Annotated in this window: 26 protein-coding genes; 2 read left to right on the top strand and 24 right to left on the bottom strand. The window is 66.1% G+C overall.

The window, feature by feature from the left end:
- Positions 1-32: 32 nt before the first annotated feature.
- Positions 33-1,436 (bottom strand): Do family serine endopeptidase, encoded by a 1,404-nt coding sequence (locus tag VJ307_07405; GenBank protein ID HJX73967.1) that lies wholly within the window; start codon positions 1,434-1,436, stop codon positions 33-35.
- On the bottom strand, positions 1,433-2,488 hold the full coding sequence (locus VJ307_07400; protein HJX73966.1) for a bifunctional riboflavin kinase/FAD synthetase: 1,056 nt from the start codon (positions 2,486-2,488) through the stop codon (positions 1,433-1,435). The genes VJ307_07405 and VJ307_07400 overlap by 4 nt, the downstream gene beginning before the upstream one ends.
- Before the next feature lie 151 nt (positions 2,489-2,639).
- On the opposite strand from VJ307_07400, the gene VJ307_07395 reads away from it, so the two are divergent.
- Positions 2,640-3,773 (top strand): LptF/LptG family permease, encoded by a 1,134-nt coding sequence (locus tag VJ307_07395; protein ID HJX73965.1) that lies wholly within the window; start codon positions 2,640-2,642, stop codon positions 3,771-3,773.
- Complete coding sequence (gene lptG / locus VJ307_07390; GenBank protein HJX73964.1) at positions 3,770-4,846, top strand: LPS export ABC transporter permease LptG; 1,077 nt, start codon at positions 3,770-3,772, stop codon at positions 4,844-4,846. Before VJ307_07395 ends, lptG begins: the two co-directional genes overlap by 4 nt.
- A gap of 620 nt (positions 4,847-5,466) precedes the next feature.
- Here the strand turns inward: lptG and ahcY are convergent.
- The 22 genes from ahcY to argC form a co-directional block, all read right to left on the bottom strand.
- Positions 5,467-6,735, bottom strand: a complete 1,269-nt coding sequence (ahcY, locus tag VJ307_07385; protein ID HJX73963.1) for an adenosylhomocysteinase — start codon at positions 6,733-6,735, stop codon at positions 5,467-5,469.
- A 35-nt stretch (positions 6,736-6,770) separates the two neighbouring features.
- Positions 6,771-7,928, bottom strand: a complete 1,158-nt coding sequence (metK, locus tag VJ307_07380) for a methionine adenosyltransferase (protein HJX73962.1) — start codon at positions 7,926-7,928, stop codon at positions 6,771-6,773.
- 47 nt (positions 7,929-7,975) lie between these two features.
- Positions 7,976-9,739 (bottom strand): phosphoenolpyruvate--protein phosphotransferase, encoded by a 1,764-nt coding sequence (gene ptsP, locus VJ307_07375; protein ID HJX73961.1) that lies wholly within the window; start codon positions 9,737-9,739, stop codon positions 7,976-7,978.
- 5 nt (positions 9,740-9,744) lie between these two features.
- Positions 9,745-10,062 (bottom strand): HPr family phosphocarrier protein, encoded by a 318-nt coding sequence (locus tag VJ307_07370; GenBank protein HJX73960.1) that lies wholly within the window; start codon positions 10,060-10,062, stop codon positions 9,745-9,747.
- On the bottom strand, positions 10,059-10,796 hold the full coding sequence (locus VJ307_07365; protein HJX73959.1) for a PTS system mannose/fructose/sorbose family transporter subunit IID: 738 nt from the start codon (positions 10,794-10,796) through the stop codon (positions 10,059-10,061). The genes VJ307_07370 and VJ307_07365 overlap by 4 nt, the downstream gene beginning before the upstream one ends.
- A gap of 20 nt (positions 10,797-10,816) precedes the next feature.
- Positions 10,817-11,515, bottom strand: a complete 699-nt coding sequence (locus VJ307_07360) for a PTS sugar transporter subunit IIC (protein HJX73958.1) — start codon at positions 11,513-11,515, stop codon at positions 10,817-10,819.
- Positions 11,516-11,520: 5 nt separating this feature from the next.
- The gene (locus tag VJ307_07355; GenBank protein ID HJX73957.1) at positions 11,521-11,994 is read right to left on the bottom strand and encodes a PTS sugar transporter subunit IIB; all 474 of its coding nucleotides are present in this window, start codon (positions 11,992-11,994) and stop codon (positions 11,521-11,523) included.
- Between the two features lie 5 nt (positions 11,995-11,999).
- Positions 12,000-12,410 (bottom strand): PTS sugar transporter subunit IIA, encoded by a 411-nt coding sequence (locus VJ307_07350; protein HJX73956.1) that lies wholly within the window; start codon positions 12,408-12,410, stop codon positions 12,000-12,002.
- Positions 12,407-13,309, bottom strand: coding sequence for an RNase adapter RapZ (gene rapZ / locus VJ307_07345; protein ID HJX73955.1), 903 nt, complete (start codon positions 13,307-13,309; stop codon positions 12,407-12,409). Before rapZ ends, VJ307_07350 begins: the two co-directional genes overlap by 4 nt.
- Positions 13,306-14,244: an HPr(Ser) kinase/phosphatase gene (gene hprK / locus VJ307_07340; GenBank protein ID HJX73954.1), complete on the bottom strand. Its 939-nt coding sequence runs from the start codon at positions 14,242-14,244 to the stop codon at positions 13,306-13,308. The genes rapZ and hprK overlap by 4 nt, the downstream gene beginning before the upstream one ends.
- A 32-nt stretch (positions 14,245-14,276) precedes the next feature.
- Positions 14,277-14,738, bottom strand: a complete 462-nt coding sequence (locus VJ307_07335) for a PTS sugar transporter subunit IIA (GenBank protein HJX73953.1) — start codon at positions 14,736-14,738, stop codon at positions 14,277-14,279.
- Positions 14,735-15,274: a ribosome-associated translation inhibitor RaiA gene (raiA, locus tag VJ307_07330; protein HJX73952.1), complete on the bottom strand. Its 540-nt coding sequence runs from the start codon at positions 15,272-15,274 to the stop codon at positions 14,735-14,737. The genes VJ307_07335 and raiA overlap by 4 nt, the downstream gene beginning before the upstream one ends.
- A 37-nt stretch (positions 15,275-15,311) precedes the next feature.
- Positions 15,312-16,784, bottom strand: coding sequence for an RNA polymerase factor sigma-54 (rpoN, locus tag VJ307_07325; protein ID HJX73951.1), 1,473 nt, complete (start codon positions 16,782-16,784; stop codon positions 15,312-15,314).
- 15 nt (positions 16,785-16,799) lie between these two features.
- A complete protein-coding gene (gene lptB, locus VJ307_07320) occupies positions 16,800-17,522 on the bottom strand; it encodes an LPS export ABC transporter ATP-binding protein (GenBank protein ID HJX73950.1) in 723 nt (240 codons plus the stop codon).
- Positions 17,519-18,082 (bottom strand): lipopolysaccharide transport periplasmic protein LptA, encoded by a 564-nt coding sequence (gene lptA / locus VJ307_07315; protein HJX73949.1) that lies wholly within the window; start codon positions 18,080-18,082, stop codon positions 17,519-17,521. The genes lptB and lptA overlap by 4 nt, the downstream gene beginning before the upstream one ends.
- 4 nt (positions 18,083-18,086) lie before the next feature.
- Positions 18,087-18,662, bottom strand: a complete 576-nt coding sequence (locus tag VJ307_07310) for a hypothetical protein (protein HJX73948.1) — start codon at positions 18,660-18,662, stop codon at positions 18,087-18,089.
- The gene (locus tag VJ307_07305; protein HJX73947.1) at positions 18,659-19,216 is read right to left on the bottom strand and encodes an HAD-IIIA family hydrolase; all 558 of its coding nucleotides are present in this window, start codon (positions 19,214-19,216) and stop codon (positions 18,659-18,661) included. The genes VJ307_07310 and VJ307_07305 overlap by 4 nt, the downstream gene beginning before the upstream one ends.
- Entirely contained in the window at positions 19,213-20,205 is a 993-nt protein-coding gene (locus VJ307_07300) for a KpsF/GutQ family sugar-phosphate isomerase (protein ID HJX73946.1), read from the bottom strand. Before VJ307_07300 ends, VJ307_07305 begins: the two co-directional genes overlap by 4 nt.
- Complete coding sequence (gene kdsA / locus VJ307_07295; GenBank protein HJX73945.1) at positions 20,195-21,124, bottom strand: 3-deoxy-8-phosphooctulonate synthase; 930 nt, start codon at positions 21,122-21,124, stop codon at positions 20,195-20,197. Before kdsA ends, VJ307_07300 begins: the two co-directional genes overlap by 11 nt.
- Positions 21,121-22,749: a CTP synthase gene (locus VJ307_07290; GenBank protein HJX73944.1), complete on the bottom strand. Its 1,629-nt coding sequence runs from the start codon at positions 22,747-22,749 to the stop codon at positions 21,121-21,123. Before VJ307_07290 ends, kdsA begins: the two co-directional genes overlap by 4 nt.
- The gene (gene kdsB / locus VJ307_07285) at positions 22,728-23,450 is read right to left on the bottom strand and encodes a 3-deoxy-manno-octulosonate cytidylyltransferase (protein ID HJX73943.1); all 723 of its coding nucleotides are present in this window, start codon (positions 23,448-23,450) and stop codon (positions 22,728-22,730) included. Before kdsB ends, VJ307_07290 begins: the two co-directional genes overlap by 22 nt.
- 23 nt (positions 23,451-23,473) lie before the next feature.
- Positions 23,474-24,214 (bottom strand): N-acetyl-gamma-glutamyl-phosphate reductase (gene argC, locus VJ307_07280; protein HJX73942.1); only part of this gene is annotated, 741 nt, incomplete at its 5' end.

The following is a 24,214-nucleotide window of genomic DNA, read 5'->3' as shown; positions in this document are numbered from 1 at the left end:
TCCCTCCTTGGCGGGTTTTTTCCTCTTCTCCCCTATCGGTGGCGAAACGCCAGATACACCTGTCCCCCGTCCCTGTCGATCAGCAGGGACACCATCTGCCCTCGCGGCAGCCTCCCCAGCAATCTCCGGTAGGAATCCCGGCCCGTCACCCGCTCCCTGTTGATCCGGAGGAGGATGTCCCCCTCGCGAACTCCTCCCGCACCGGCCACGCCCGACGGGTCCACCTCCCGGACCTCCACCCCGCCGGGGATGCCCAGGGCGCGCGCCGTCCCTTTCGAAAGGGCCTTGACGGAAAGTCCCCATGTGTCCATCGGGGGTTTCCGGGGAACGGCCGGGGGGGCAGGAGGCTCCCGTTCGGCCAACGTCACAGAGAGCGTCATCCGCTTCCCCCCGCGCAGGATCTCCAGGACAGCCAGGGAGCCCGGGGAGATGCCCGCCACCGCCTTCTGGAATTCCTTGACCCCGGCCACCCGCATCCCTCCGAAGGCGATCACGATGTCCCCCCCGCGGAGACCCGCAGACGCCGCCGGACTTTCGGGAAAGACACGATTGATCAACACCCCTTTCTCGCCCTTGACGCCGAACGATTCCGCCAGTTCGGGGGTCAGGAGCTGAAGGCCGACGCCGAGCCAGCCGCGCCGGATCGTCCCGGTCCTCGCCAGTTCCCGTTCGATCTCCAGAACGGTGTTGATGGGGATCGCGAACCCGATCCCCTGGCCCCCGCTCATCATCGCGGTGTTGATCCCCACCACTTCGCCCCGGGTGTTGAGAAGCGGTCCGCCGGAATTCCCGGGGTTGATCGACGCGTCGGTCTGGATCAGGTCGCCGGTCGGGTCGGTCCCCGGCAGGTCCACGCGCCCGGTGGCGCTGATTACCCCGAGGGTCACGGTGCTCTCGAGCCCGAACGGGTTCCCCACCGCGATCGCCCACTCCCCGACCTTGATTCGCGAGGAATCCCCGAGAACGGCCACGGGGAGCTTGCGCGACGGCTTGATCCTCAGAAGAGCGACATCGGTGCGTGGATCGGCACCGACGACCCTGGCCCGGTACTCGGCGCGGTCGGAAAGCCGGACGACGATCTCGTCGGCGTCCCGGATGACGTGCTCGTTCGTGACGATGAGCCCGTCCTCGCCGACGATGACGCCGGACCCGAGGGAGTTCTCCCGAAACCCTCCGTGCTCTTCCATCAGTTCCTCGAGATAATCCTGCATGGTCGCACGGCCCCCCGGAGCGGCGCTCGCGGCTCCCCGCGAAAAGCGGGCGACCGTCCGGATGTTCACCACCGCGGGGACCGCCCGCTCGACGGCGGTGACGAACCCCTGCTGCATCCGGGAGGCGTCCGCCGGATTGACGGACGACCGGCCCGTGTCCCCGGAGCATGACGCCAGGAGGAGAACCCCGGCCACAGCCCACGCGGCGGCGCGCCCTTCCTTCATGCCGTGGACCCCTCCGCGGCGGCGGGATTCCGTTCCGCGCAGGCCGGCTCCTTCCGCAGGGTCAGCTTCGCCTCCCGGGCATACTGGACATCTTTCTCGATCTGCCGCACCAACTCCTGGACGGTTTTGAATTTTCTCTCGTCCCGGATGCGGTCGCGGAAATGCACGGCGATCTCCTCCCCGTAGAGGTCCCGATGAAAGTCCATCACGTGGACCTCGACGCCCAGGGAATTCTCGCCGAAGGTCGGGCTGAACCCGACGCTTGCGACCGCCCGGTGCAGGACACCCCCGATCTCCGCCTCCACGATGTACACCCCGGGAAGGGGAACCAGTTCCTGGGTGAACCGGATGTTCGCGGTAGGGAACCCCAGCGACTTCCCTCGCCCCGCGCCCGTCACCACCGGCCCCGACATCCGATAGGGCCGGCACAACAGCTCCTCGGCCTCCCGGACACGCCCGCCCAGCAGCAGATCCCGGATGCGGGTCGAACTGACGATCAGGCCGCCCCGGACCAGGGGAGGGACGATTTCCACCTCGAACCCGAGCTCCCTGCCGGCCTCGGCGAGCATCGCGGGGGAGCCGGTCCGGTTCCTTCCGAAGGTGAAGTCGTAGCCGACCGTCACCCACCGCGCCCGGATCCGGCGCGAGAGGATTTCCCGGGCAAACTCGATCGGCCACATCCGGCCGATCCCTCCGTCGAAGGATTCGATCACCAGCACGTCGATGCCCATGCGGGAGACGAGATCCTCCTTCTCCTCCAGGGTCGTGATTTCGTAGAAACGGGCACCCGGCGAAAAGAAGCGGATCGGGTGCGGCGAGAAGGTGAGGGCGACGGCGATCATTTCCGCGCTCCGCGCACGCGAAACCGTTCTCCGCAGCAGTTCCCGGTGCCCGAGGTGAACCCCGTCGAAGTTCCCCACCGTGAGGGAAACGACCTTCTCGGAAGCGAACTGGGAGGAGCCGCGGACCACGATCATCCGTGCGGCCCCTTTCTCGTCTCCACGCCGGCCCTCCTCCCGTGCCTGAAGTGCCTGAAGTGTCTGAAGGATCATTGTCCCAATGGTTATGATATTATACGAGGATTCCGCCGTTGTCCCCGATTTATCGAAACATGCCCCCGGCCCGTCCCCGGCGTCCGTGCGGAGAGCCGGCCCCGGGGGCAGGAAAAGGCCGGCGACGGGTCCGCGGGGCGGAAATCGAGCGATGAAAATCATCCACCGCTACATCCTGGCCGAAATCTGGGGGCCCTACCTCATCGCCCTTTTCACCTTCACGCTCGTGACGCTGCTGCATCGTTTCTCGCGCCTCGCCGACCTCGTGGTCGCAAAGGGCGTTCCCGCCTCGCTCGTCGGAAAGCTGCTTCTCTCCCTCCTTCCCTCCTTTCTGGAAATCACCCTCCCGGCCGCCCTGCTTCTCGCCGTCCTGCTCGCCCTCGGGCGGCTCGGGGCAGACTCGGAAACGACCGCCCTGTGCTCCGCCGGGGTGGGAATGCGCGGCCTGCTCCTCCCCGTTCTCCTGATCGCCCTGGGGACTTTCGCGGGGAGTTTCCTGATCGGGTGGGCCGGCATTCCGTGGGGGCAACGGATGCTCACGGGGGCGCTCGCCCAAATCGTCTCGATCCGCGCGGGGGCGGGGGTCGAAGAGCACGTTTTCCGGGAAGTGGCGCCCGATGTCCTGCTCTTCCCCGACCGGGTGTCGTCCGAGGGCACCGCCATGACCGGGGTCATGCTCTCGCAGCGTCTGAAGGGACAGGACCCTCTGCTCGTGTTCGCGAAAGAGGGGAAATTCCTGGCGGAAAGCGACGACAAGCCCGCCGGGCTCGTCCTCTTCGACGGCACCATCCATAACGAAGACCGGAGAGCGAAGGCGTACCGGATGGGCTCCTTCCGGGAGATGGAGTTCCGCCTCCCGAGGGGGAATGTCGAAGAAGGGAACCGGAACGCTCCCCGGAATCTCACCCTGCCGGAACTTTCCCGGAAGATCTCCGAAACGGGGGGAACGGGGCCCGCGGCCACCTACCGGTACCACTTCCACAGACGACTCTCGCTTGCGGCCTCCTGCCTGGCGTTCGGCCTCCTTGCGATCCCGCTGGGCCATTCCCGGCGCGCCCGCGGAAAATCCCCCGCGATCGCCCTCACCCTGGCGGTCATCCTCGTCTATTACCTGTTTCTTGCCGCCGCCGGGGCGCTCGAGTCGTATTCCCCCCTGCTCATGGCGGTGCTTCTCTGGCTTCCCAACGCGGCCGGGTTCGCGACGGCATGCTGGTTCCTCTGGCGATCCGAGAACCGCATGATGGTTCTCCCCGACCCGTTCGGGTGGCTCGCAGGGAAAAGATGACGATCGTCACCCGTTATCTCCTCCGGGAGTTCTCCCGGATGGCAGCGGCGGCCACGGTGGGATTCCTGCTTCTTTTCGTGGTGATCGACTTCGTCGAACGGGCCGATGAGTTTCTGAAAACCAAGGTCTCTCCGTGGGAGATGCTCGGGTATTACCTGTACAGCGCGCCGAACATCTTCATCCTGACATCCCCCGTGGCGGTTCTCCTGGCGGTGCTGATCACCGTCTCCCTCAGGGCGAGGGCAAACGAGTTCACCGCCATCTTCTCCGGCGGGATCAGCCTCGGGAGGGCCTGCGCGCCGCTTCTCGCCGGATGCGCCGTCATCTTCGCCCTGTCCCTGGTGGCTTCGGAAACCGTCGCCCCCCGGGCAAACCGCAAGGCCAGGGAAATCGCCCAGTTTGCGGTGCGGCCCGGCAAGGTCGGGGCCGAGTTCTCGCTGAACCGCTACTGGATCCGCGGCGCGAACGGAATCCTCTCCGCCCAGGTGGTCCACCCCGAAAGGCGGGAGCTCTCCGGGTTCCAGTACCTGGAGGTGGACGGGGACTTCCGCCTCGTGCGCCGCGTCGACGCCCGCTCGGCCACCTTTTTGGAGGACGGAAAATGGCTCCTGCGCGAGGGCACGGAGCGTCGATTTTCCGGGAATATCGAGACGGTCCGCTTCACGGACCGGGAATTCTTCTTTCCGGAAACCCTTCTCGGGTTTTTAGAGGGGGAAACACCGCCGGAGGAGATGACCTACGCCCAGCTTTCGGACTATGTCCGCGATTCGATCGCCCGCGGATACGACGTGCGACGCTACGAGGTGGACCTGCACGCCAAGCTTTCGTACCCCCTCCTGAACGTCGCCATCAGCCTGCTCGCCATTCCGATCGCCCTCCGGTCGCCCCGGTCGGGGGGAGTGTGGAGAAGCATCGGTGCGGGGCTGTTCATCGGGTTCGTGTGCTGGATCGTGCTTTCGGCGTCGCTCTCCCTGGGGAGGAAAGGACTTCTGCCTCCCCTCGCGGCGGCCTGGCTCCCGGACCTGGCGATCGCCTCCGCGGGGGTCTTCCTGCTCCGGCACACGAGACGATAGGCGTTCCCGGGGGGTTAAAAAATGGCCGGAAGAACGACGGGGGCGAAAACCCGCCCCCGCTCTCTTCAAGGAGGGGAAGTCTCCTCTCTTCCGGCCAATAAGTAAGATGCCGGCCGGAGGAGGGAAGGATCGATCCCCGCGAAGATCGTCGGGTGGGGACGCATTACAAAGAGGGCGTGGATGCGGCGCCCGCCGCAGGGGATCCCCCGAGCGGGAAGCCGAAGGCGGAACCGGCGGAGGCCCCGCCGTTTATAGGGGAAAAAGGCTTGCATACCACACAGGAAGGGGAATGGCCGGGGAGACGACCAATGGGCACGTTCGCTGGACGCAGCCGGGGAGCGAGAACCCTTCCGGTGAAATGTGTCCTGAAGGTTCGAGCTCCGAGCCCGCCGCCGACGAACAGGAGGAAAAGCCCGCCCCGATGCGGGCGACAGGTGGGCGAGGCGGACCGCCATGCCCGGACGGGAGGTCCGGGCGGATGCGGCGAGGCTGGACGCGAGTGGGGACCCCGGAGGCGAAGCCGATCCTGGCGCCCTCGTAACAGGGCATGGATGCGGCGCCCGCCGCAGGGGAGGAAGAGTTCTAAGGAACGTCCCTGTTCTTAGGAGTGTCCCCGCACATTAGGTCCCCATCTCCCACGATGCGAGGTACTTTTTCTGTTCCGGGGTGAGGCGGTCGATCCGGGCGTTGATGGCCGCGAGCTTCAGCCTCGCGATCTCTTGGTCGATCTCCTTGGGTATCGGGTAGACCTTGCTCTCGAGGGTCTCCCGCCTCTCGACCAGATATTCCACGCCGAGCGCCTGGTTGGCGAAGCTCATGTCCATGACGGTCGCGGGATGACCTTCCGCCGCTGCCAGGTTGATGAGCCGCCCCTCGGCCAGAACGTGAATCGCCTTTCCGTCCCGCAACCGGTATTCCTCGACGAAGGGGCGGACGGTGCGGACCGTACGGGACATCCCCGCCAGGGCGGGGATGTCGATCTCAACGTTGAAGTGTCCGGAATTGCAAACGATTGCCCCGTCCTTCATTTTCCGGAAGTGCTCCCCCCGAAGCACATGGATATTCCCCGTGAGGGTGCAGAAGATGTCGCCCCAGGCGGCCGCCTCGCTCATCGGGGCCACCTCGAAGCCGTCCATGACCGCCTCGAGCGCCGGGAGGGGGTCCACCTCGGTGACGAGGACACGGGCCCCCATTCCGCGGGCGCGCATCGCCAGCCCGCGCCCGCACCATCCGTACCCCGCCACCACGAAGCAGGAGCCGGCCAGCAGCCGGTTGGTCGCGCGGAGGATCCCGTCGATCGTGGACTGCCCCGTTCCGTACCGGTTATCGAAAAAGTGTTTGGTTTTCGCTTCGTTGACCGCTACGATGGGATAGCGCAGCACCCCCTTCTCCGCCATGGCGCGCAGCCGGATGACGCCGGTCGTCGTCTCCTCGGTGCCCCCCGCCACGTTTTCCAGATATTCCTTGCGTTTCGTGTGGATCACGGAGACCAGGTCGGCCCCGTCGTCCATCGTCAGGTGGGGCGCAACCGACAACGCCTGGAGAATGTGGTTGTAATAGGTCCTCCGGTTCTCGCCCTTGATCGCGTAGACGGATATGCCGTCGTTCGCCACGAGCGCGGCGGCGGCATCGTCCTGCGTCGAGAGGGGGTTGGAGGCGCACAGCGCGACCTTCGCGCCGCCCGCCGCGAGCACCTGCATGAGCGCCGCCGTCTCGGTGGTCACATGAAGGCAGGCGGAGATCCGTGTCCCCTTGAGGGGCTTTTCCTTCGTGAACCGCTCCCCGATGGAGCGGAGCACCGGCATCTCCTTTTTCGCCCACTCGATGCGGTCGCGCCCCGCCCGCGCGAGACGCACGTCCTTGACGTCGAATTTCTTTCCGCGGGCCATTCTCGTGTCCCCCTTTCTCCCCTTCCAAGAATAGGTCAGCGGCCCGCGGCCTTGCGCAGTACGCTCGTCCTGTCGGTCTTCTCCCAGGTGAACTCCGGAAGCTCCCTGCCGAAGTGGCCCAGGGCCGCGGTCTTCCGGTAGATCGGCCGGAGGAGGTCGAGTTCCTGGATGATCCTGGCGGGCCGCAGATCGAAGGTTTCGCGCACCGCCCGCTCGATCTTCTCCGGCGGCACCCTGGCCGTGGAGAAGGTCTCCATCATGACGGACACCGGCTCCGCCACGCCGATGGCATAGGCGAGCTGGAGTTCGCACGCCCCCGCCAGCCCCGCGGCGACGATGTTCTTCGCCACATAGCGGGCCATATAGGAGGCGCTCCGGTCGACCTTGGAGGGATCTTTCCCGGAGAACGCCCCGCCGCCATGCCGGCTGTACCCCCCGTAGGTGTCGACGATGATCTTCCGCCCCGTCAGACCCGTGTCGCCGTGGGGCCCGCCGACGACAAACCTTCCGGTGGGGTTGATGTAGAACTTCACCTTGGGGGACAGCAAGTCCGCCGGGATGCTCTTCCGGATGACCTCCTCGATGATCCCCTCCTCGAGCGCTTTCCTCTTCACATCCTCCGCGTGTTGCGCCGAGCAGACGACGGCGGTCACCTCGCGCGGCACGCCCCCCGCGTACCGCACGGTCACCTGGCTCTTCCCGTCCGGCCGAAGCCACGGCAGCACCCGCTTCTCCCTCGCTTCGGTCAGCCGGCCGCATATCCGGTGGGCGAACGCGATCGGCATCGGCATCAACTCTTTCGTCTCCCTGCAGGCGAACCCGAACATGATTCCCTGGTCGCCGGCCCCCTGTCGGTCGGCCGTCTTCCGGTCGACGCCCCGGGCGATGTCGGGGGACTGGCGGTCGACCGCCATCACGACGGCGCAGTTGCTCGCGTCGAATCCCTTCATGTTCTCCGTGTACCCGATGGCCGCGATCGTCTGGCGAACGAGGGCGGGGATGTCGAGCAGGGCGGTCGTGGTGATCTCCCCGGCCACCATGACGAGGCCGGTCGTCACCATCGTCTCGCAGGCGACCCTCCCCCGCGGGTCCTTCCGGAGAATCTCGTCGAGAACCGCGTCGGAAATCTGGTCCGCGACCTTGTCGGGGTGGCCCCCCGTCACGGATTCCGAGGTGAACAGAAAATCTCTCATGCCAGGTCTCTCCCGGGGGAAAGGAATAAAAGCCTTCGGATTATACGTCAGAACCGTTCTTCCGGAAATAGGTCTTCCAGCTTCTTCACCAGGATCCCGGCGATGTCGGCCGCGGTGGCGTGAGCGAGGAGCCCCTCCGCGAATTCCCGCGCCTCGAAAGCGGCCGACTTCCGGAGGATCCGCTTCACGCGCGGGATGGACGTCGCGTTCATGCTCATCTCGTCCAACCCCAGACCGAGAAGGACGTAGGTGTAGAGGGGCTCGCCGGCCATCTCCCCGCACATGGCCACCGGGATGCCGGCGTCATGCCCCGCGTCGACGATCCGACGGATCAGCCGAAGGATCGCCGGGTGCAGCGGTTCGTAGAGGTACGAGACGTGTTCGTTCACCCGGTCGATGGCGAGGGCGTACTGGATGAGGTCGTTCGTCCCGATGCTGAAGAAATTCACCTCCCTCGCCAGCTGGTCCGCGACGATCGCCGCCGCCGGGATCTCCACCATGATCCCCACCGGCATCTGGCGGTCGAACGAGATTCGCCTCTTCTTCAGCTCCGACCGGGCCTCCTCGACGACCGCGAGTGCGGCACGCAGCTCCCCGACCCCGGAGATCATGGGGAACATCATCTGGACCTTTCCGTAGGAGGAGGCGCGCAGGATGGCCCGGATCTGCTGCTTGAAGATGTCGCGCTCCCGAAGGCAGAACCGGATCGCCCGAAGCCCCATCGCGGGGTTCATCTCCTCGGCCAGCTCGATCTGCGACGCGAACTTGTCCCCTCCCAGGTCGATGGTGCGGACGGTCACGGGGTGGCGCCCGAACTTCTCGATGACGCGGCGGTACGTCTGGAAATGCTCCTCCTCCGAGGGGAGATCCTTCCGGTTGAGGTACAGAAATTCGGTCCGGTACAGGCCCACCCCGTCCGCGCCGCTCCGGAGGGCCACCTCGGCCTCCTCGGGGAACTCGATGTTCGCCAGGAGTCTGAGCGTCTTTCCGTCCCGCGTGACGGCGGGGAGGCGGGCGAACTTGGCGAGGTCCCGGATGCGGAGGCTGTAGGCCTTCTTCTTCTCCGTGTATTCGCGCACCACCTCGGGGGTGGGCCGAAGGATCAGGGCTCCCTCCTCCCCGTCGATGATGACCTCTTCGTTCTCGACGAATTCGCTCGTCACGCGCTCCAGCCCGACCACGGCGGGAATGCCGAGGGAGCGAGCGGTGATCGCGGTGTGCGAGGTCTTGCTTCCCACGTCGGTCGCGAACCCCAGGACGGGGCTTTTCAATATCTGCGCCGTGTCGGCCGGCGAGAGGTCGTGCGCGATCACGATCACCGGGTCCCGGATGGACGCCACCGTTTCCACGGGGCGCCCCGCCAGATTCTCGAGCACCCGGTGTCCGATCTGCCGGAGATCGTGCCCCCGCTCCCGGAGATATTGGTCTTCGATCCGGTGAAACGTCTCCAGAAGGTTCTGGAGCACCTTGTTGAACGCCCAGTCCGCCTTGAACTGGTTCTCCCGGATGAGGCGGACCGTCTGGTCGACCAGCATCGAGTCCTCGAGGAGAGCCAGATGGACGGAGAGGATCTGGTAATGGTCCGCTGCGTGATCCTTGACGCCGTCCCGGATCGCGTGGATCTGCTCCTTGGAGCGGGCCACCGCGCGGAGAAACGAGCCGATCTCCTCCTCGATCGTCTCCTTGGGCACGGTCGAATGGACGGATCGCGGAAGCGCACGGTTGAGGAAGAACGCCTTCCCGATGGCCACTCCGGGGGAGGCCGGAATCCCGCGGAGCACCTTCATCTTCGGACGCGCGCTCTCGGGCATGGTTCCTACTCCTCCTCCTCGAATTTCCCCGCGATCAACACACCGATCGCCTCCACGGCCTCCCGGGCGTCCGGCCCCTCGGCGGACACCAAGACATGGGACTGCCGGTGGGCCGCGAGCATCAGGACGCCCATGATGCTCTTGCCGTTCACCTCCACCCCTTCCCGGGACAGGCGGATTTCCGAGGAAAAGCCGTTGGCGAGGCGGACGAGCTTCGCCGCGGCGCGGGCGTGCAGCCCCAGCCGGTTCACGATCTCGAACCGGCACTCCCTCTTTCCGGGTTCCCCTTCCCTACCGACCGATTTGTCGTCCGACGCCTTCATTGCCAGAGAATCAGCGTCCCGATGAGGAGAAGCAGGAGAAGCACTTCCGAAGGCGACACCGCCTTCCGGAAAAAGACCGTGAACAGGTGGACGGTCAGCGCGGCGACCAGGAAAACCCCCAACTCCAGCCACGCCCCGCCGAAGAGAAGCGCCGCGTGGCTGCCCACCACCCCCGCATAGGCCCCTCCCAGAATGGCGGCGATCATCTTCCGGTCCTCCGTCCTCGCGGTGAACCCCGCGGACTTGAGGAACCGGACCGCGCCCTCCTCCCCTCCGATCCCCGCGGTGTACCCCCGGAAACGGAGTACGAGGTGGGAGCTGTTGTAGAGAAGCAACAGCGTCGCAATCCCCAGGAGGGGGTGGACGAACGCCAGGATCGCCCCCGCGACGGACGCCATCGGCTTCAGGGCCCCCCAGAAGTACGAGTCCCCGATCGCCCCGAGGGAACCCATCAGCCCCACCTTGAACGTGCCGACCGCCCGTGGATCCTCCTCCCCCGCCGCGACGCGCTCCTCGAGCCGGATCACCGCCCCCAGGATCACCGCCGCCATCGCCGGATGGGTGTTGAAGAACTCGAGGTGGCGCTTGAGCGCCCGGGAGAGCTCTTCCGGACGGCCCCCGTATCGATCGCGGAGCGCGGGCAGGATGCTGTAGGCGAATCCCACGTTCTGCATCCCTTCATAGTTCCAGCAGCCCTGCAGGAGAAACTGCCGGAACCAGACCTTTCTGCGCACGCGCAACGGGATCCCTCCCATCAGACCACCCACCGGAAAAAGAACGTCACGGCGAAGACGCACCCCATCGTCAAATAAAAGACGGGCGCAGTCCGGTCCGTTCTGCTGCAGGAGAAGACCGACGCGGCCCCGAGGAGAGGAAGCGCGGGCAGCAGGGCGGCGAACTGAAGGTGGCTTTCCGGGCCGAACCGGGGGAGGAGGAACCGCGCCGCGGAGATGCCGAGACCGGAGAAAAGAAGCGTGAGCGCCATCCCGAAGACGGCGAAGAGAATGGCGCCGGCCATCAGGGCGTGCTCCACCGCCAGGGTGTCCCCTCTCTCCACCTGCTCGACGGTCAGGTGGGCGATCCTTCCGTTGATCCGCCGCACAAAGCGGTCCGCGTACTTTCCGAACTCCGCGCACGGCACCGACAGGAGGAGGATCGAGGCAAAACTCCCCATATCGAGCCCGATCGAGGAGGAAGCCGCGGCCGCGGCCGCCCCCCCGAACACCGCGGCCCCCGTGTCATCGGGGGGAACGGACGCCCCGACGGGAAGGCGCGCGATGTAGAGGAGTTCCAGTACCGCCCCCACCTGGGCCCCCGCGGCGAAGTTTCCGAAGATCGCCCCCATGATCGAGGCCACCACGAGGGGCCTGTGCAGCATCATCTGGAACGCGGCGGTCCGGTCGAGATAGCAGACCCCCCCGAGAGCGGCGGCGAGCAGGAAACTCCCCACCATCGCCGTCACCCCTCGGGATCGAACAAGGTGCCGGCTTCGAACGGCGTGGAACGGACGGTTACGGCCACGCCGAGGTGGGAGAAGCAGTGAACGGTATCGAAGTCTTCCCGGGAAAAAAAGACCGAGGGGGCGATCTCCACCTTCCCCGCCGCGTAATGGAGGTTGCCGATGTTCAGCGTGGAGAAGCGGACCCCGCATTGAAAAATGGCCAGGGCGTCGCGGGAGGTCGCACAGAGGAGGATCGCCTTTTCCCCCAGGCGGTCGATCTCGGCGAGGGGGCGTCCGACCTCGTCCACCCGGCAGAAGACGACGTGGATGTCCTGCGGCACGGCCATCTCCATGACCGACCGCAAGAACGGGTTGCCCGCGAGTTCGTCGTTGGCCACGAGGAGGCAGTTGGCCCCCGTGTGGGGAATCCAGGTCTCCACCACCTGGCCGTGGATCAGCCGGCAGTCAACCCGCACCAGGACGAGGGACATCGCGTTTATTTTTCCGCCTTCTTCTTGAGCATGTCGCCCGGGATCGTGATGTTCCGCTGGCCGTAGTCCCGGAGAAACTTGGCCAACTCGGAGAGGGACATCGTCGGCCGCACCATCGGAAGCTTCACCATCATCGGAAGGTTCACCCCCGTCACCACCTCCACGTTGTGGGTGGCGAGGAAGGACAGACCGATGTTGGAGGGAGTCCCTCCGAACATGTCGATGAAAAGGAGGACTCCCTTCCCCGCGTCGACGGTCCGGATCGCCGCCTCCACCGCCGTGTGGATCTCCTCCATCCCCATCTTCGGGTGGACGTCGACCGTCACCGTGTTCTCGATCTTCCCGACGATGATTTCCGCGGCGCGCAGAAGCTCGGAAGCCAGCTGGCCATGGGAAACCAGTACGATGCCGATCATCGGACGCTCCTGCCGGGAGGGGATGACCTGTGGATGTCGCGATGGACCACGATGGGGGCCACCGGCTTGGGAAGAGAGCGCTTCACCGCCTCGGCCACCACCACCGAACGGTGCCTCCCTCCCGTACATCCCACGCCCAGCGTGAAATAGGCCTTCCCTTCCTTTTTATAAAGGGGGAGAAGGAATTGCAAGAACGAGGTCAGCTTTCCGAAAAACGTCCGCGTCGACCGGTTCTTCATGACGTAATCGCGCACCTTCCGGTCCAGGCCGGTCAAAGGTTTCAGCTTCGGGACGAAATTGGGGTTGGGAAGAAACCGGACGTCGATCACCATGTCCGCTTCGAGGGGAATGCCGTACTTGTATCCGAAGGAGACGACGCCCACCTGAAGGGTCGGTCCCCCCTTCCCGCGGAATCTCCGGACGATGGTGTCCCGCAACTGGTGGACGGTGTACTGGGAGGTGTTGAGAACCGTGTCGGCCATCTCCCGGAGGGGGGAGAGCATCTCCCGCTCCCTGCGGATCGCCTCCTTCGCTCCGCCCCGGGCCGCAAGCGGGTGTCTCCTCCTCGTCTCGCTGTACCGGAGAAGGAGGACGTCGTCCCCCGCGTCGAGGAACAGGACGTGGACATCGTGCTGCCCCTGCCGGAGCTGTTCGATGACCCGCGCGAAATCGTGCAGGAATTCCCTCCCCCGCACGTCGGCCACGAGCGCGATGCGGACCACGTCGGTCCGCGCTTCGGAGACCAGGTCCACGATTTTCGGAAGGAGCACCGGCGGGAGGTTGTCGACGCAGAAGTAGCCGATGTCCTCGAACACCTTCGTCGCTGTGCTCTTTCCCGACCCCGAAAGGCCGGTCACGACGACGATGCGGGCGCGACGAAACCTCGGGGGCGCCGTCATTCCGGCTTTCGCCCTTCCGCCAGCCTCGACTGGCGCTCCACCAGCTGCGCTGCGGAGAAAAGACCCCGGTTCTTCAGCAGATAGTTCCGGACCGCCACCTCCACGATCGTCGCAAGGTTGCGGCCGGGGGAGACGGGGAGGAGGATCGTCGGCAGGCGCACTCCGAGTACGTCCGTGCGGAGGTCATCCAGGCCGAGGCGGTCGTAGTCGTTGGCGGCATTCCACTCCTCGATCCGGATGACCATCTCCACCTTCTTCCGGTCCACGATCGCCGTGGGGCCGAAGAGGTCCTGGATGTTGATGATCCCCAGGCCGCGGATCTCCATGTGATGCCGGGTCACGTCCTCCCCGGTCCCCAGGACGGTTTCCGGCCCCCGCTTCTCCAGGTGGATGACGTCGTCGGTGACGAAGCGGTGCCCGCGGAGGATCAGGTCCAGCGCGCACTCGCTCTTCCCGATGCCGCTCTTCCCCAGGAGGGCCACCCCCACCCCCAGGATTTCCATCAGGACCCCGTGGATCGTGGCCGTCTCGGCGAACATCCGTTCGAGGTTCCCCAGGACCTCGCGAATGAGGTCCGAGGTGGGGAGATCCGAGAGGATCAGGGGAACCCCTTTTCGCTCCGCCGTCTCGACCATCCGGGGAGGCAGGGGAAGGCCTCCTCCCGCGATGGCGCACGACATCGGCCGGGAGAAAAAGAGATCGGCGATCTGGGTCTGTCGCGCGGCGGGCTGGATCCGGAAATAGGTGATCTCGGTCTCCCCCAGGATCTGGATCTTCCCCGGGTGAGTGGAGTCGACCTCCCCCGTGATCCCGAGCCCGGCCTTCTGCACCGTCTTGTCCGTGATCTCCCGGGAAAGGCCGGCCGCGCCCGACAGCAGACGCAACCGGAGAGGCTCGGCACACGATTCGAGGAAACGGTCAACCAGTACCGGCACGGCGCACGCCTCCTTCGCCGGAGCGGGCCTTGCTACGAGCCGGCATCCTCCTCGCGGAGGATGCTTCGCAGTTCGTCGGCGTCCGCCGCCTCGAGGAGCGACCGCCGGAACCGTTCGTCCTTGAGCAGCCGGGAGATGCGCGCGAGCGCCTTCAGGTGCATCCCGGCCGAATACTCCGGGGCCATGATCAGGAAGAACAGATGCGCCGGCTTTCCGTCCAGGGATTGGAACGGGACGCCGTTTCGGCTCCGGCCGAAGGCGGCGACCAGGCGATCGATCCCGTTCACCTTGCCGTGCGGGATGGCCACCCCGTCCCCGATGCCCGTGCTGCCCAGGCTTTCCCGTTCCATCAGGATGGAGGTCAGGGTGTCCGCGGAAAGCTTCGGCACGATCTTGACGATCACCTCGGACAGCTCCCGGAGGACGTTTTCCTTCGTCTCCCCCCGCAGGTTGTCCACGATGGCCTCGGGGGGAACGATGTCCTGGATCTTCATCGGGCCCGGGGCTCCGTGAACCCGATGTTCCCGTCCTGCTGCCGGAATACCACGCTCGGCTGGTTGGTCTCCTGGTTGACGAACATGAACACGTCCACCTTCAGGATGTCGAGGTAGTGGGCCGCGTCCTCCACGCTCATCGGCTTGGGGACGAAGTTGTCGTGGCGGACGATGCGCGGGCCCGAATCGCCCTCGCTGATCGTGAGGGAGGACCCGGACACGATCGGCTCCGCGATGATGCCGGGGGCCCGGTCCTTTTTCTTCTCCCGGTATTTCTTCGTCTGGCGTTCCACCTTGTCGCAGACGAGATCGATGGCGGAATACAGGTTGTCGGTGGATTCGAACGCCTTGATCGTGATTCCCCGCCCGGTCAGAAAGACTTCCGCGATGTGGCGGTATTTCTCGACGGAAAGCGTCACTTGCGCCTCGAACGGGCTGTCCAGGATCTTCTGGATCTTTCCCAGCTTTTCGGTGACATAGTCCTTGAGGGGCTGGCTCGAGTCGATGTGACGGAACGTCACGGAGATGTTGGACACGCGGTTCCCTCCTTTGAACGAAGCGTCGCGCTTCGGCCTAGAAAAACTTCTTTCGCTTGGACGAAGGCAGCACACCCATGGCCTGGCGGTATTTGGTGACGGTGCGGCGGGCGATCCGGATCCCCTGGTTGCGGAGGAGCCGGACGAGATCCTGGTCGCTCGACGGATTGTCCCCCCCCTCGGCTTTGATGATCTCCAGGATCTTCTCCTTCACCGACTTGGAAGCGATATCCTCCCCCCCCCCTTCCCGGTTCAGGCCGGAATTGAAGAAGAACTTCAGCTCGAAGATCCCGTGGGGGGTGCACACGTACTTGCTGTTCGTCACCCGGGAGACCGTCGACTCGTGCATGGAGATGTCCTCCGCGACGTCCCGGAGCGTGAGGGGTTTGAGATGCTTCGGCCCGGCCTCGAGAAAATCCTTCTGGAGCTTCATGATGCTTTCCACGACCTTGTAGATGGTCCTCTGCCGCTGCTGGATGCTCTTGATGAACCAGAGGGCGGAGTTGATCTTCTGCTTGAGGAAGTCCTTGTCCTCCTTGCCGAGCCGGTCCCCGGCGGAGAGAAGGTCCCGGTAATAGGAACTGAGCCGGAGGCGCGGCTGTCCATCCTCGTTCAGCGTGACCACCCACTGGTTGTCGACCTGGGCCACGTAGGCGTCCGGGGTGATGTAGTGCACGTCGTCCCCCGAGAACAGCCGGCCGGGCTTCGGCCACAGGGTCACCAGTTTCTGGAAAGCCTCCCGGACGATCTCGCGGGGGAGCTTCAGCCGCTTCGCTATGCCCGCGATGTCCCCGCGAGTGAAGAGGTCGAAGTGGTCGGTGAGGATTTGCAGGGGAAGGGAAAACTCCTCCCCCTTCTCGCGGGCCTGGATCATCAGGCATTCCCGGAGGTCGCGGGCCCCGATGCCGGCGGGGTCCAGCGTCTGGATCTTCGCGATCGCCCGCTCCACCTCCTCGAGGGGCTTCCCGAGGGCCTCGGCGGTCTCCTCGGCGGACACCTTGAGATATCCGTTCTCGTCGATGTTCCCGATCAGGTAGGGGGCGATCTCCCTCAGCGCGCCATCCGCATCCGACAGGCAGATCTGCGTCTCGAGGTATTCGGAGAGGGAGGGCTTCCGGGTGAGGAGGTTTTCGTAGTACGGGCGGCCGTCCTCCTCCTCGCGGTCGGTCTCCCCCCTGGCTCTTCCCGCCGTGGCGCCATCCCCGAAATAGTAGTCCCAGTCGACGCGGTCGATCAATTCCTTCGAGGACGTTGCCGTGGGAGCCTCGGACGCGTCCGGTTCCGCCTGCGGAGGGGATGCTTCCGTCTCCGTCTGCGGCTCCGCCTCCCCCGGAGCCTCGGGGACCTCCTCCACGACCTCCTCCAGGGTGGGGTTCACCTCGAGCTCCTCCCGAACCGCCTGTTGCAGCTCCAGGCTCGATAGTTGCAAAAGCTTGATCGCCTGCTGCAACTGCGGGGTCATCACCAGCTGCTGGCTGAGTTTCAGGGATTGTCGAAGTTCCAGAGCCATCCGTCTCCTGGCCGTCTACAGGGAGAACTGCTCTCCCAGGTAAATTTCCCGCACGCGCGAAGACGACGCGATCTCCTCGGGGTTCCCCTCGAGGAGGATCTCCCCTTCGGAGATGATGTAGGCCCGTTCGCACACCGATAGGGTGTCGCGCACGTTATGATCCGTTATTATAACCCCGATTCCCTTCTCTTTTAACCCAAGGATCACCTGCTGGAGGTCTGCGACCGAAATGGGGTCGATTCCGGCGAAGGGCTCGTCGAGGAGCAGGAACACGGGGGAGATCACCAGGGAGCGGGCGATCTCCACGCGCCGCCGCTCCCCTCCCGACAGGGAATACCCCATCGTCTCCTCGACGTGGGAGATCCGCATCTCCGTGAGCAGCTCGTGCAACCGGTCCTCCCGCTCCCCCTCGGACAGGGGGGTCTCCTCCAGAAACGCGAGGATGTTCTCCCGGACCGTCAGTTTCCGGAAGACCGACGGCTCCTGGGGAAGGTAGCCAAGCCCCATCCTCGCCCGCCGGTGCATCGGCAGACGGGTAATATCCTCCCCGTTGAGAAGAACCGTCCCGGCATCCGGCCGGACCAGCCCCACGATCATGTAGAAGATGGTGGTCTTTCCCGCGCCGTTCGGTCCCAGAAGGCCCACGACCTCCCCCGGGCCGATGCCCAGCGATACCCCCTTGACCGCCTCACGGTTCCGGTATCGCTTCCTCAGGTCGCGGACAGCCAAGGACTTCAACGGTTTTCCTTCTCCTTCGTTTCCAGGAAGCCTTGCGGGTGGATGACGGCCCGGACGCGCCCCCCCTCCCCGCCCGTCACCACGGACCGGTTTTCCCGCAGGTAGATGGTCACCGTATCGCCCTTGAGGAGGTTCTCCCCCTGAGCCAGGTCGGCCCCCCCCGTGAGGACGATCCGCTGCTCCAGGTTGTAGAAGACGGCGCGTGCGGCCCGCGCCTCCTTCCCCCCCTGGATCACCCGCACGTTTCCCTCCGCCGTGATCTTTTCGATGGCGCGCGACGCCCGGGAATATTCCGCGTAGAGACGGTCGGCATGGAGCGTCACGTCCGCCTGGTGGGCCACGACATTCCCCTCGAAGGTCACGGATTCCCGTGCGCTGTCGGCCAACAGGCGGTCGGCGGTGATCTCGATCGGTTGTCGGCCCGGCTCGTCCGGACGCGATCCCGCCTGCTCCCCTGCGGCCGCCGCGCGCACCGCGAGGGACAGGAGGAGGAGAAGAAACGCCGCCCCTCCCGCAACAACCCGCCGGAACGTGCCGGAACGCCCTCTTTGCCCCCTCACGTTCTCACCCTCGCTTTCCCGGAGCCGGCATGTTGCGGGGGATGATCCTGCTCCTCGGGGAATCGAGTGCCATGGTTCCCTCGCGCCAGCGCCACCGCAGGTTGCTTCCCGTAACCGTAACGCCGGGGGCCGCGAGGCTGGCCTCCTCGGCGGCGATCACCTCCGAGCGAAGATCGATGATCGCCCGGGGCGCGGAGGCTGTCCACCCCCTGTCGTTTCGTGCCGAAGCCCCTTCGTCGAGGTCGACCCGGCCTTCGTTCATGTTCCAGGAGGCCGCGGGGGCGGTCACGACGATATCCCCCTCCCGCTCCTTCAGCGTGAGGGTCACTCCCGACGCGACCACGCGCGCCGACATCGCCGCGTAGGAGGCATCGTCCGAACGGAGCCGGTAGACCGGCCCCTCCTCGCGCGCCTCGATCATCTCGACTCCGCGCAGGACGATCTTCGGCCCGCCGATGTCCGCCGTCCCTCCGTCCCCTCCGGGGGAAAGGCGCAAGCTTCGTGCGAAGTCCAGGGCCACCAGATAGGCCCCCGCGAGGACCACGACCACCCCCAGGAACGACAGCAGTTTCCCCGTCACCCTTCCGCCCCGGCGCCGAAGTATTTCGCGGTGACCTTGTCCCATGCCCCGCAGGCTGCAAGTACGAACTCGATGATCTCCCGCACGGCGCCGTGCCCCCCTCTCCGGGAGGAGATGAAGTCGGCCTCCGAGCGGACGTACTCCTCGGCGTCGGCCACCGTCGCCGCGAACCCCGCCCGGCGCATGAGCGGGATGTCCACGATGTCGTCGCCCACGTAGGCGCTCTCCTCCGGCGTGACGCCCGACTCTTCGAGCATCTCCCGCCACGCTGCCACCTTGTCGAAGGTCCCCTGCCGGACCCGGGCGATCCCCAGTTCCTCCGCGCGGATGCGTACCGCCTCCGACGTCCTCCCCGTGATGATCCCGACCTCGATCCCCGCCCGCTGCATCATCTTGATCCCGTGCCCGTCGCGGACGTGGAACCGCTTCGTTTCCACGCCGTTTCCGTCGAAGAGGATCCCCCCGTCGGTGAGCACCCCGTCCACGTCGATCAGGAACAGGCGCACCCGGGCCGCCTTTTCCTCGGCGCCCTTCCTTCTCTGCCCACCGCTCATCCGATGCCTGCCTTCAACAGGTCGTGGATGTGGACGATCCCCACCAGCATCTCGGGGGAATGGTCGTCGAAGACGAACAGGCTCGTGATCGAAAATTGCTCCATCTTCCTCAGGGCGGATGCGGCAAGATCCGACGACGCAAGCCGTTTGGGATCGGGGGTCATGATCTCCCCCGCCTTCGTCGTGAACAGGTCGACCCCGCGGGCCATTGCCCGCCGGACGTCGCCGTCGGTGATCACTCCGACGAGGATCCCGCTCCCGTTGACGACCCCCGTGACGCCGAGCCGCTTCGAGCTGATCATGAAGAGAGCGTCCTTGAGCGGGGTTTCCTGGGGGACCAGCGGGATCTCCTCCCCGCGGTGCATCACGTCTCCCACCTTCTGGAGCCTGTGCCCCAGCACCCCGCCGGGGTGGAGCAGGGCGAAATCCTCCACGGAGAACCCCTTCTCCTCGAATAAAACGATGGCGAGGGCGTCCCCGAGGGCCAGTGCGGCGGCCGTCGAAGCGGTGGGCGCGAGCCCGAGCGGGCAGGCCTCTTCCCGCACCGCGGCGTCAAGCGTCACGTCGGCGTGCCGGGACACGGTGGAGTCCGGGTTCCCCGTCAGGGCGATGAGGGAGAGCCCCAGCCGTTTGAAGAGGGGCAGGATCCGTACGATCTCCTCGGTCTCCCCCGAGTTCGAGAGGGCGATGACGACATCCCCTTTCCGGACCATCCCGATGTCGCCGTGCATCCCCTCGACCGGATGGAGAAAGAAGGCGGGGGTGCCGGTGGAGGCGAACGTCGCGGCGATCTTCCGGCCGATCAGGCCGGACTTCCCCACCCCCGTCACGATCACCTTCCCCGGCGCATGCAAGAGGATCTCGATCGCCCGGGAAAAATTTTCGTCGAGCCGCTCCCGAAGCCCCTGGATGGCTTCCGCCTCGATCGAAAGCACGCGGGAGGCACGCTGGACGAGCTCCGCATGCCGGTCGCGCTTGTCATGTCCCATCGCCTTTGCCTCCTTTCCCGGCGGTCGCGCTTCCCGACGGGCCGAGGTCCCGCGCCCCCGGGCGCATCTCGTCCGACCCCTCCCCTGCGGCTCCCGGTTCGTTCACCGCCGCCCGGATCGCAAGCAGCGACCGGACCAGCGGCTCGACGTCCCGCAAAGGGAGGCTGTTCGGCCCGTCGGACAGGGCCCGCTCGGGATCGGGGTGAATCTCCAGAAACACGCCGTCCGCCCCGGCCGCCATGGCCGCGCAGGCCAGAGGCGCGATGAACCGCCGATCCCCCGAGGAGACGGTTCCCGCCCCTCCCGGAAGCTGCACGCTGTGCGTCGCGTCGAAGACCACGGGGCAGATCTTCTCCCGGATCGCGGGGATTCCCCGGAAGTCGACGACGAGGTTGTTGTAGCCGAAGGTGGTCCCCCTTTCCGTGACGAATACGGCGCGGTTCCCCGCGACCGCGACTTTCTCCACCACGTTCGCCATGTCCCACGGGGCCATGAACTGCCCCTTCTTGACGTTGACGGGAAGACCCGTTTCCCCCGCGGCGACGAGCAGGTCGGTTTGGCGGCAGAGGAACGCGGGGATCTGGAGAAGGTCCACTACCTTCGCGGCCGACCCCGCCTGCCGGGGTTCGTGGACGTCGGTGGTGACGGGCAGGCCGTACCGGCTCTTCACTTCGGCGAGAATCCGCAAGCCCTCCCGCTCCCCGGGCCCCCGGAAGGACCGCACCGAGGACCGGTTCGCCTTGTCGTACGAACCTTTGAAGATGACAGGGATTGAAAGCCGTGCGGCCAGGGAGGCAAGAAACTCCGCCACGCCGAACGCCAGTTCCGCGGACTCGAGGACGCAGGGACCGGCGATGAAGACCGGGGTGGCCCCCCCCCCGACGCGGAAGCGGCCCGCGATGGCAACCTGCCGGATCACGACCCCCCCTGGCGGGAATACGCGAGGGCCGCGCCGATGAAGTCCCGGAAAAGCGGGTGAGGGGAGAGCGGCCTCGACTGAAACTCGGGGTGGAACTGGCAGCCGAGGAACCACGGGTGGCCGGGGATCTCCACAATCTCCACGAGACGGTCGTCCGGCGACAGGCCCGTGATCCGCAGTCCCTTGGCGGAGAGTGTCTCCCGGTACTCGTTGTTGAACTCGTAGCGGTGACGGTGCCGCTCCGAGATCTTGGCGACCCCGTAGGCCCGGGAGGCGAACGAGTTGTCGGCGAGCCGGCAGGGGTACGCCCCCAGCCGCATCGTCGCCCCCTTTTCCTGGATGTCACGCTGTTCGGGCATCAGGTCGATGACCGGGCACTCCCCTTCGGGGTCGAGCTCCCGGCTCGTCGCCTGCGCGAGGCCGCAGACGTTCCGGGCGAACTCGAGGACCGCCACCTGCATGCCGAGGCAGATCCCGAAATAGGGGATCCGGTTCTCCCGGGCGTACCGGACCGCCGCGATCTTCCCCTCGACGCCGCGCGACCCGAACCCGCCCGGGACCAGGATGCCGTCGGCCCCCTTGAGGAGCGCCTCCGCTCCCTGACGCTCCACCTCCTCGGAGTCCACGTAGCGGTGAAGGACCCGCACCGAGTGGGCGATCCCGCCGTGCGTCAGCGCCTCGTTCAGGCTCTTGTACGACTCCCTCAGGTTGACGTATTTGCCCACAATGGCGATGGTCACCTCGCCCAGAGGGTTCTTCCACTTCTCCACCACGTTGACCCAGGGGTCGAGCCTGGGCTCCCCCGCCCAGATGTTCAGCAGCTCCATGATCTTGTCGTCCAGCCCCTCCTGATGGAAGACGAGCGGCACCTCGTAGATGAGGTCGACGTCCCGGGCCGTGATGACCGCGTCCTCGGTGACGTTGCAGAACAGGGCGATCTTCGCCTTGATCTCCTTCGGGAGCACCCGTTCCGTCCGGCACAGAAGGACGTCGGGCTGGATGCCGATCGAGCGGAGCTCCTTCACGCTGTGCTGGGTCGGCTTCGTTTTGAGCTCCCCCGCCGTCCGGATGTGGGGGACGAGCGTGACGTGGACGTAGAGGACGTTCTCCTTCCCCCGGTCGGTCCTCACCTGGCGGATCGCCTCGAGGAACGGCAGGCTCTCGATGTCGCCCACCGTCCCCCCGACCTCCACGATGGCCAGGTCGTACCCCTGCGCCGCCGAATAGATGACCCGCTTGATCTCGTCGGTGATGTGGGGGATGACCTGAACCGTGCCTCCCAGATAATCCCCGCGCCGCTCCTTCGTGATCACGGAATGGTAGATCTTCCCCGTGGTGCAGTTGTTCTTCTTGCCCATCCGGGTCGACACGTACCGCTCGTAGTGCCCCAGGTCGAGGTCGGTCTCGGCCCCGTCGTCGGTCACGTAGACCTCCCCGTGCTGGAACGGGTTCATCGTCCCCGGGTCGACGTTGATGTACGGGTCGAGCTTGAGCATCGTGATCCGCAACCCCCTCGCTTCCAGGAGGGCCCCGATGGAGGCGGCGGCAAGCCCTTTGCCCAGGGAGGAGACGACCCCCCCCGTCACGAAGATGTACTTCGGCTTTACCGTTTTTTCCGGGCGCATATCCTCATCTCCACCGCACGGAGATCCTCGGGGGTGTCCACGCCCACCGAGTCGTATTCCACGTCGACGACGCGGATCTTCCCGCCGCTTTGCAGGACACGGAGCTGCTCCAGGCGCTCCGCCTCCTCCAGGGAACTCGGGGGAAGACCGGAAAGGCGGAGCAGGAAGTCCTTCCGGTATCCGTAGATCCCCAGGTGCTTCCGGTACCGGCCGGATCCGGAATCCCGGTAATGGGGGATGGGCGCGCGGGAAAAATACAGGGCGTCCCCCCTGTCATCGACCACCACCTTGACCACGGAAGGCCGGACATGGTCCTCCGGGTCCTCCTGAACGATGGCGGCCGTCGTCATCCGGACCGAGGGGTCCGCAAGAAGGGGCCCGGCAACGGCGTCGATCACCGACGGGTCCATCGTCGGCTCGTCGCCCTGCACGTTGATGAGGATCTCCTCGGAAAGTCCCCGGGACGCCTCGGCCACTCGGTCCGTCCCCGAGGCGCAGTCCGGGGATGTCATCCACGCCTCCCCGCCGAACCCGCGCACGGCGACGGCGATCCGCTCATCGTCGGTGGCCACGATCACGCGCGTGGCGCACCTCGATTTCCGTGCGTTTTCCCAAACATACCATATCATCGGGCGACCGTCTATTTGGGCCAGGGGCTTCCCCGGGAGGCGGCTTGCGCCGTACCTCGCCGGGATGACCACCGCGACTCCGCGGGGGGGGATGCTCACGGGAACAGGGGGGCCGTCCGGAGGCCCTCGTCCTCCGCGAAGCCCATCATGAGGTTGAAACACTGGACGGCGGCCCCCGAGGCGCCCTTCCCCAGGTTGTCGATCGCGGACACGACGATCACGCGCCGGCTTTTCTCGTCGACCCGGAAGGCGACGTCGCAGAAGTTGCTCCCGTACACGTCCTTCGTCGAGGGCAGGGCCCCCGGCAGGCAGAGGCGCACGAAGGGCTCCTTCCCGTAATGCTTCCGGTAGGCGGTCTCCACGTCTCTTTCCCCGACCTTCCCCGACGCCGTCGCGTAGCACGTCGCCAGGATGCCCCGCACCATCGGGAGGAGATGCGGGACGAAGGTCACGGTCACTTTCCTGCCGGCGGCCAGCGAAAGTTCCTGGTCCATCTCCGGGTTGTGCCTGTGCCGGGGGAGTCCGTACGGCCGCACACCCGCCTCCACCTCCGGGTAGTGGAAGCCGAGTGACGGCCCCCTCCCGCCGCCCGACACCCCGGTCTTGCAGTCGGCCACGATCCCCTTCGCTTCGATCAGCCCTTCCTTGAGAAGCGGGTACAGGGCGAGGATGACCGCCGTGGGGAAGCACCCGGGGACCGCCGCCAACGGAGTCTTGCGGAGGGCGTCCCGGTAGATCTCCGGCAGCCCGTAGACCGCCCGTTCGCCGAGCTCCGGGCTCACGTGCCGCACCCCGTAGACCGCCTCGTACAGCGGGATGCTCCGGAAACGGAAGTC

The sequence above is a fragment of the Candidatus Deferrimicrobiaceae bacterium genome (genome assembly GCA_035256765.1).
In the GTDB taxonomy this organism is placed as follows: domain Bacteria; phylum Desulfobacterota; class Deferrimicrobia; order Deferrimicrobiales; family Deferrimicrobiaceae; genus CSP1-8.
The sequence above is the reverse complement of the archived record's forward strand: the minus strand, read 5'-3'. Positions and strand labels throughout refer to the sequence as shown.

Bases quoted from the DNA above. Each gene is read 5' to 3' on its own strand.
- ahcY (HJX73963.1), bottom strand. From the start codon at position 6,735: ATGGCCCGCGGAAAGAAATTCGACGTCAAGGACGTGCGTCTCGCGCGG.
- rapZ (HJX73955.1), bottom strand. From the start codon at position 13,309: ATGACGGCGCCCCCGAGGTTTCGTCGCGCCCGCATCGTCGTCGTGACC.
- VJ307_07395 (HJX73965.1), top strand. From the start codon at position 2,640: ATGAAAATCATCCACCGCTACATCCTGGCCGAAATCTGGGGGCCCTAC.
- VJ307_07370 (HJX73960.1), bottom strand. From the start codon at position 10,062: ATGAAGGCGTCGGACGACAAATCGGTCGGTAGGGAAGGGGAACCCGGA.
- VJ307_07400 (HJX73966.1), bottom strand. From the start codon at position 2,488: ATGATCCTTCAGACACTTCAGGCACTTCAGGCACGGGAGGAGGGCCGG.
- metK (HJX73962.1), bottom strand. From the start codon at position 7,928: ATGAGAGATTTTCTGTTCACCTCGGAATCCGTGACGGGGGGCCACCCC.
- VJ307_07290 (HJX73944.1), bottom strand. From the start codon at position 22,749: ATGCGCCCGGAAAAAACGGTAAAGCCGAAGTACATCTTCGTGACGGGG.
- VJ307_07355 (HJX73957.1), bottom strand. From the start codon at position 11,994: ATGTCCCTCGTCCTGGTGCGGGTTGACTGCCGGCTGATCCACGGCCAG.
- VJ307_07300 (HJX73946.1), bottom strand. From the start codon at position 20,205: ATGGGACATGACAAGCGCGACCGGCATGCGGAGCTCGTCCAGCGTGCC.
- VJ307_07350 (HJX73956.1), bottom strand. From the start codon at position 12,410: ATGATCGGCATCGTACTGGTTTCCCATGGCCAGCTGGCTTCCGAGCTT.
- VJ307_07305 (HJX73947.1), bottom strand. From the start codon at position 19,216: ATGAGCGGTGGGCAGAGAAGGAAGGGCGCCGAGGAAAAGGCGGCCCGG.
- VJ307_07335 (HJX73953.1), bottom strand. From the start codon at position 14,738: ATGAAGATCCAGGACATCGTTCCCCCCGAGGCCATCGTGGACAACCTG.
- VJ307_07405 (HJX73967.1), bottom strand. From the start codon at position 1,436: ATGAAGGAAGGGCGCGCCGCCGCGTGGGCTGTGGCCGGGGTTCTCCTC.
- ptsP (HJX73961.1), bottom strand. From the start codon at position 9,739: ATGCCCGAGAGCGCGCGTCCGAAGATGAAGGTGCTCCGCGGGATTCCG.
- VJ307_07360 (HJX73958.1), bottom strand. From the start codon at position 11,515: ATGGTGGGGAGTTTCCTGCTCGCCGCCGCTCTCGGGGGGGTCTGCTAT.
- lptG (HJX73964.1), top strand. From the start codon at position 3,770: ATGACGATCGTCACCCGTTATCTCCTCCGGGAGTTCTCCCGGATGGCA.
- rpoN (HJX73951.1), bottom strand. From the start codon at position 16,784: ATGGCTCTGGAACTTCGACAATCCCTGAAACTCAGCCAGCAGCTGGTG.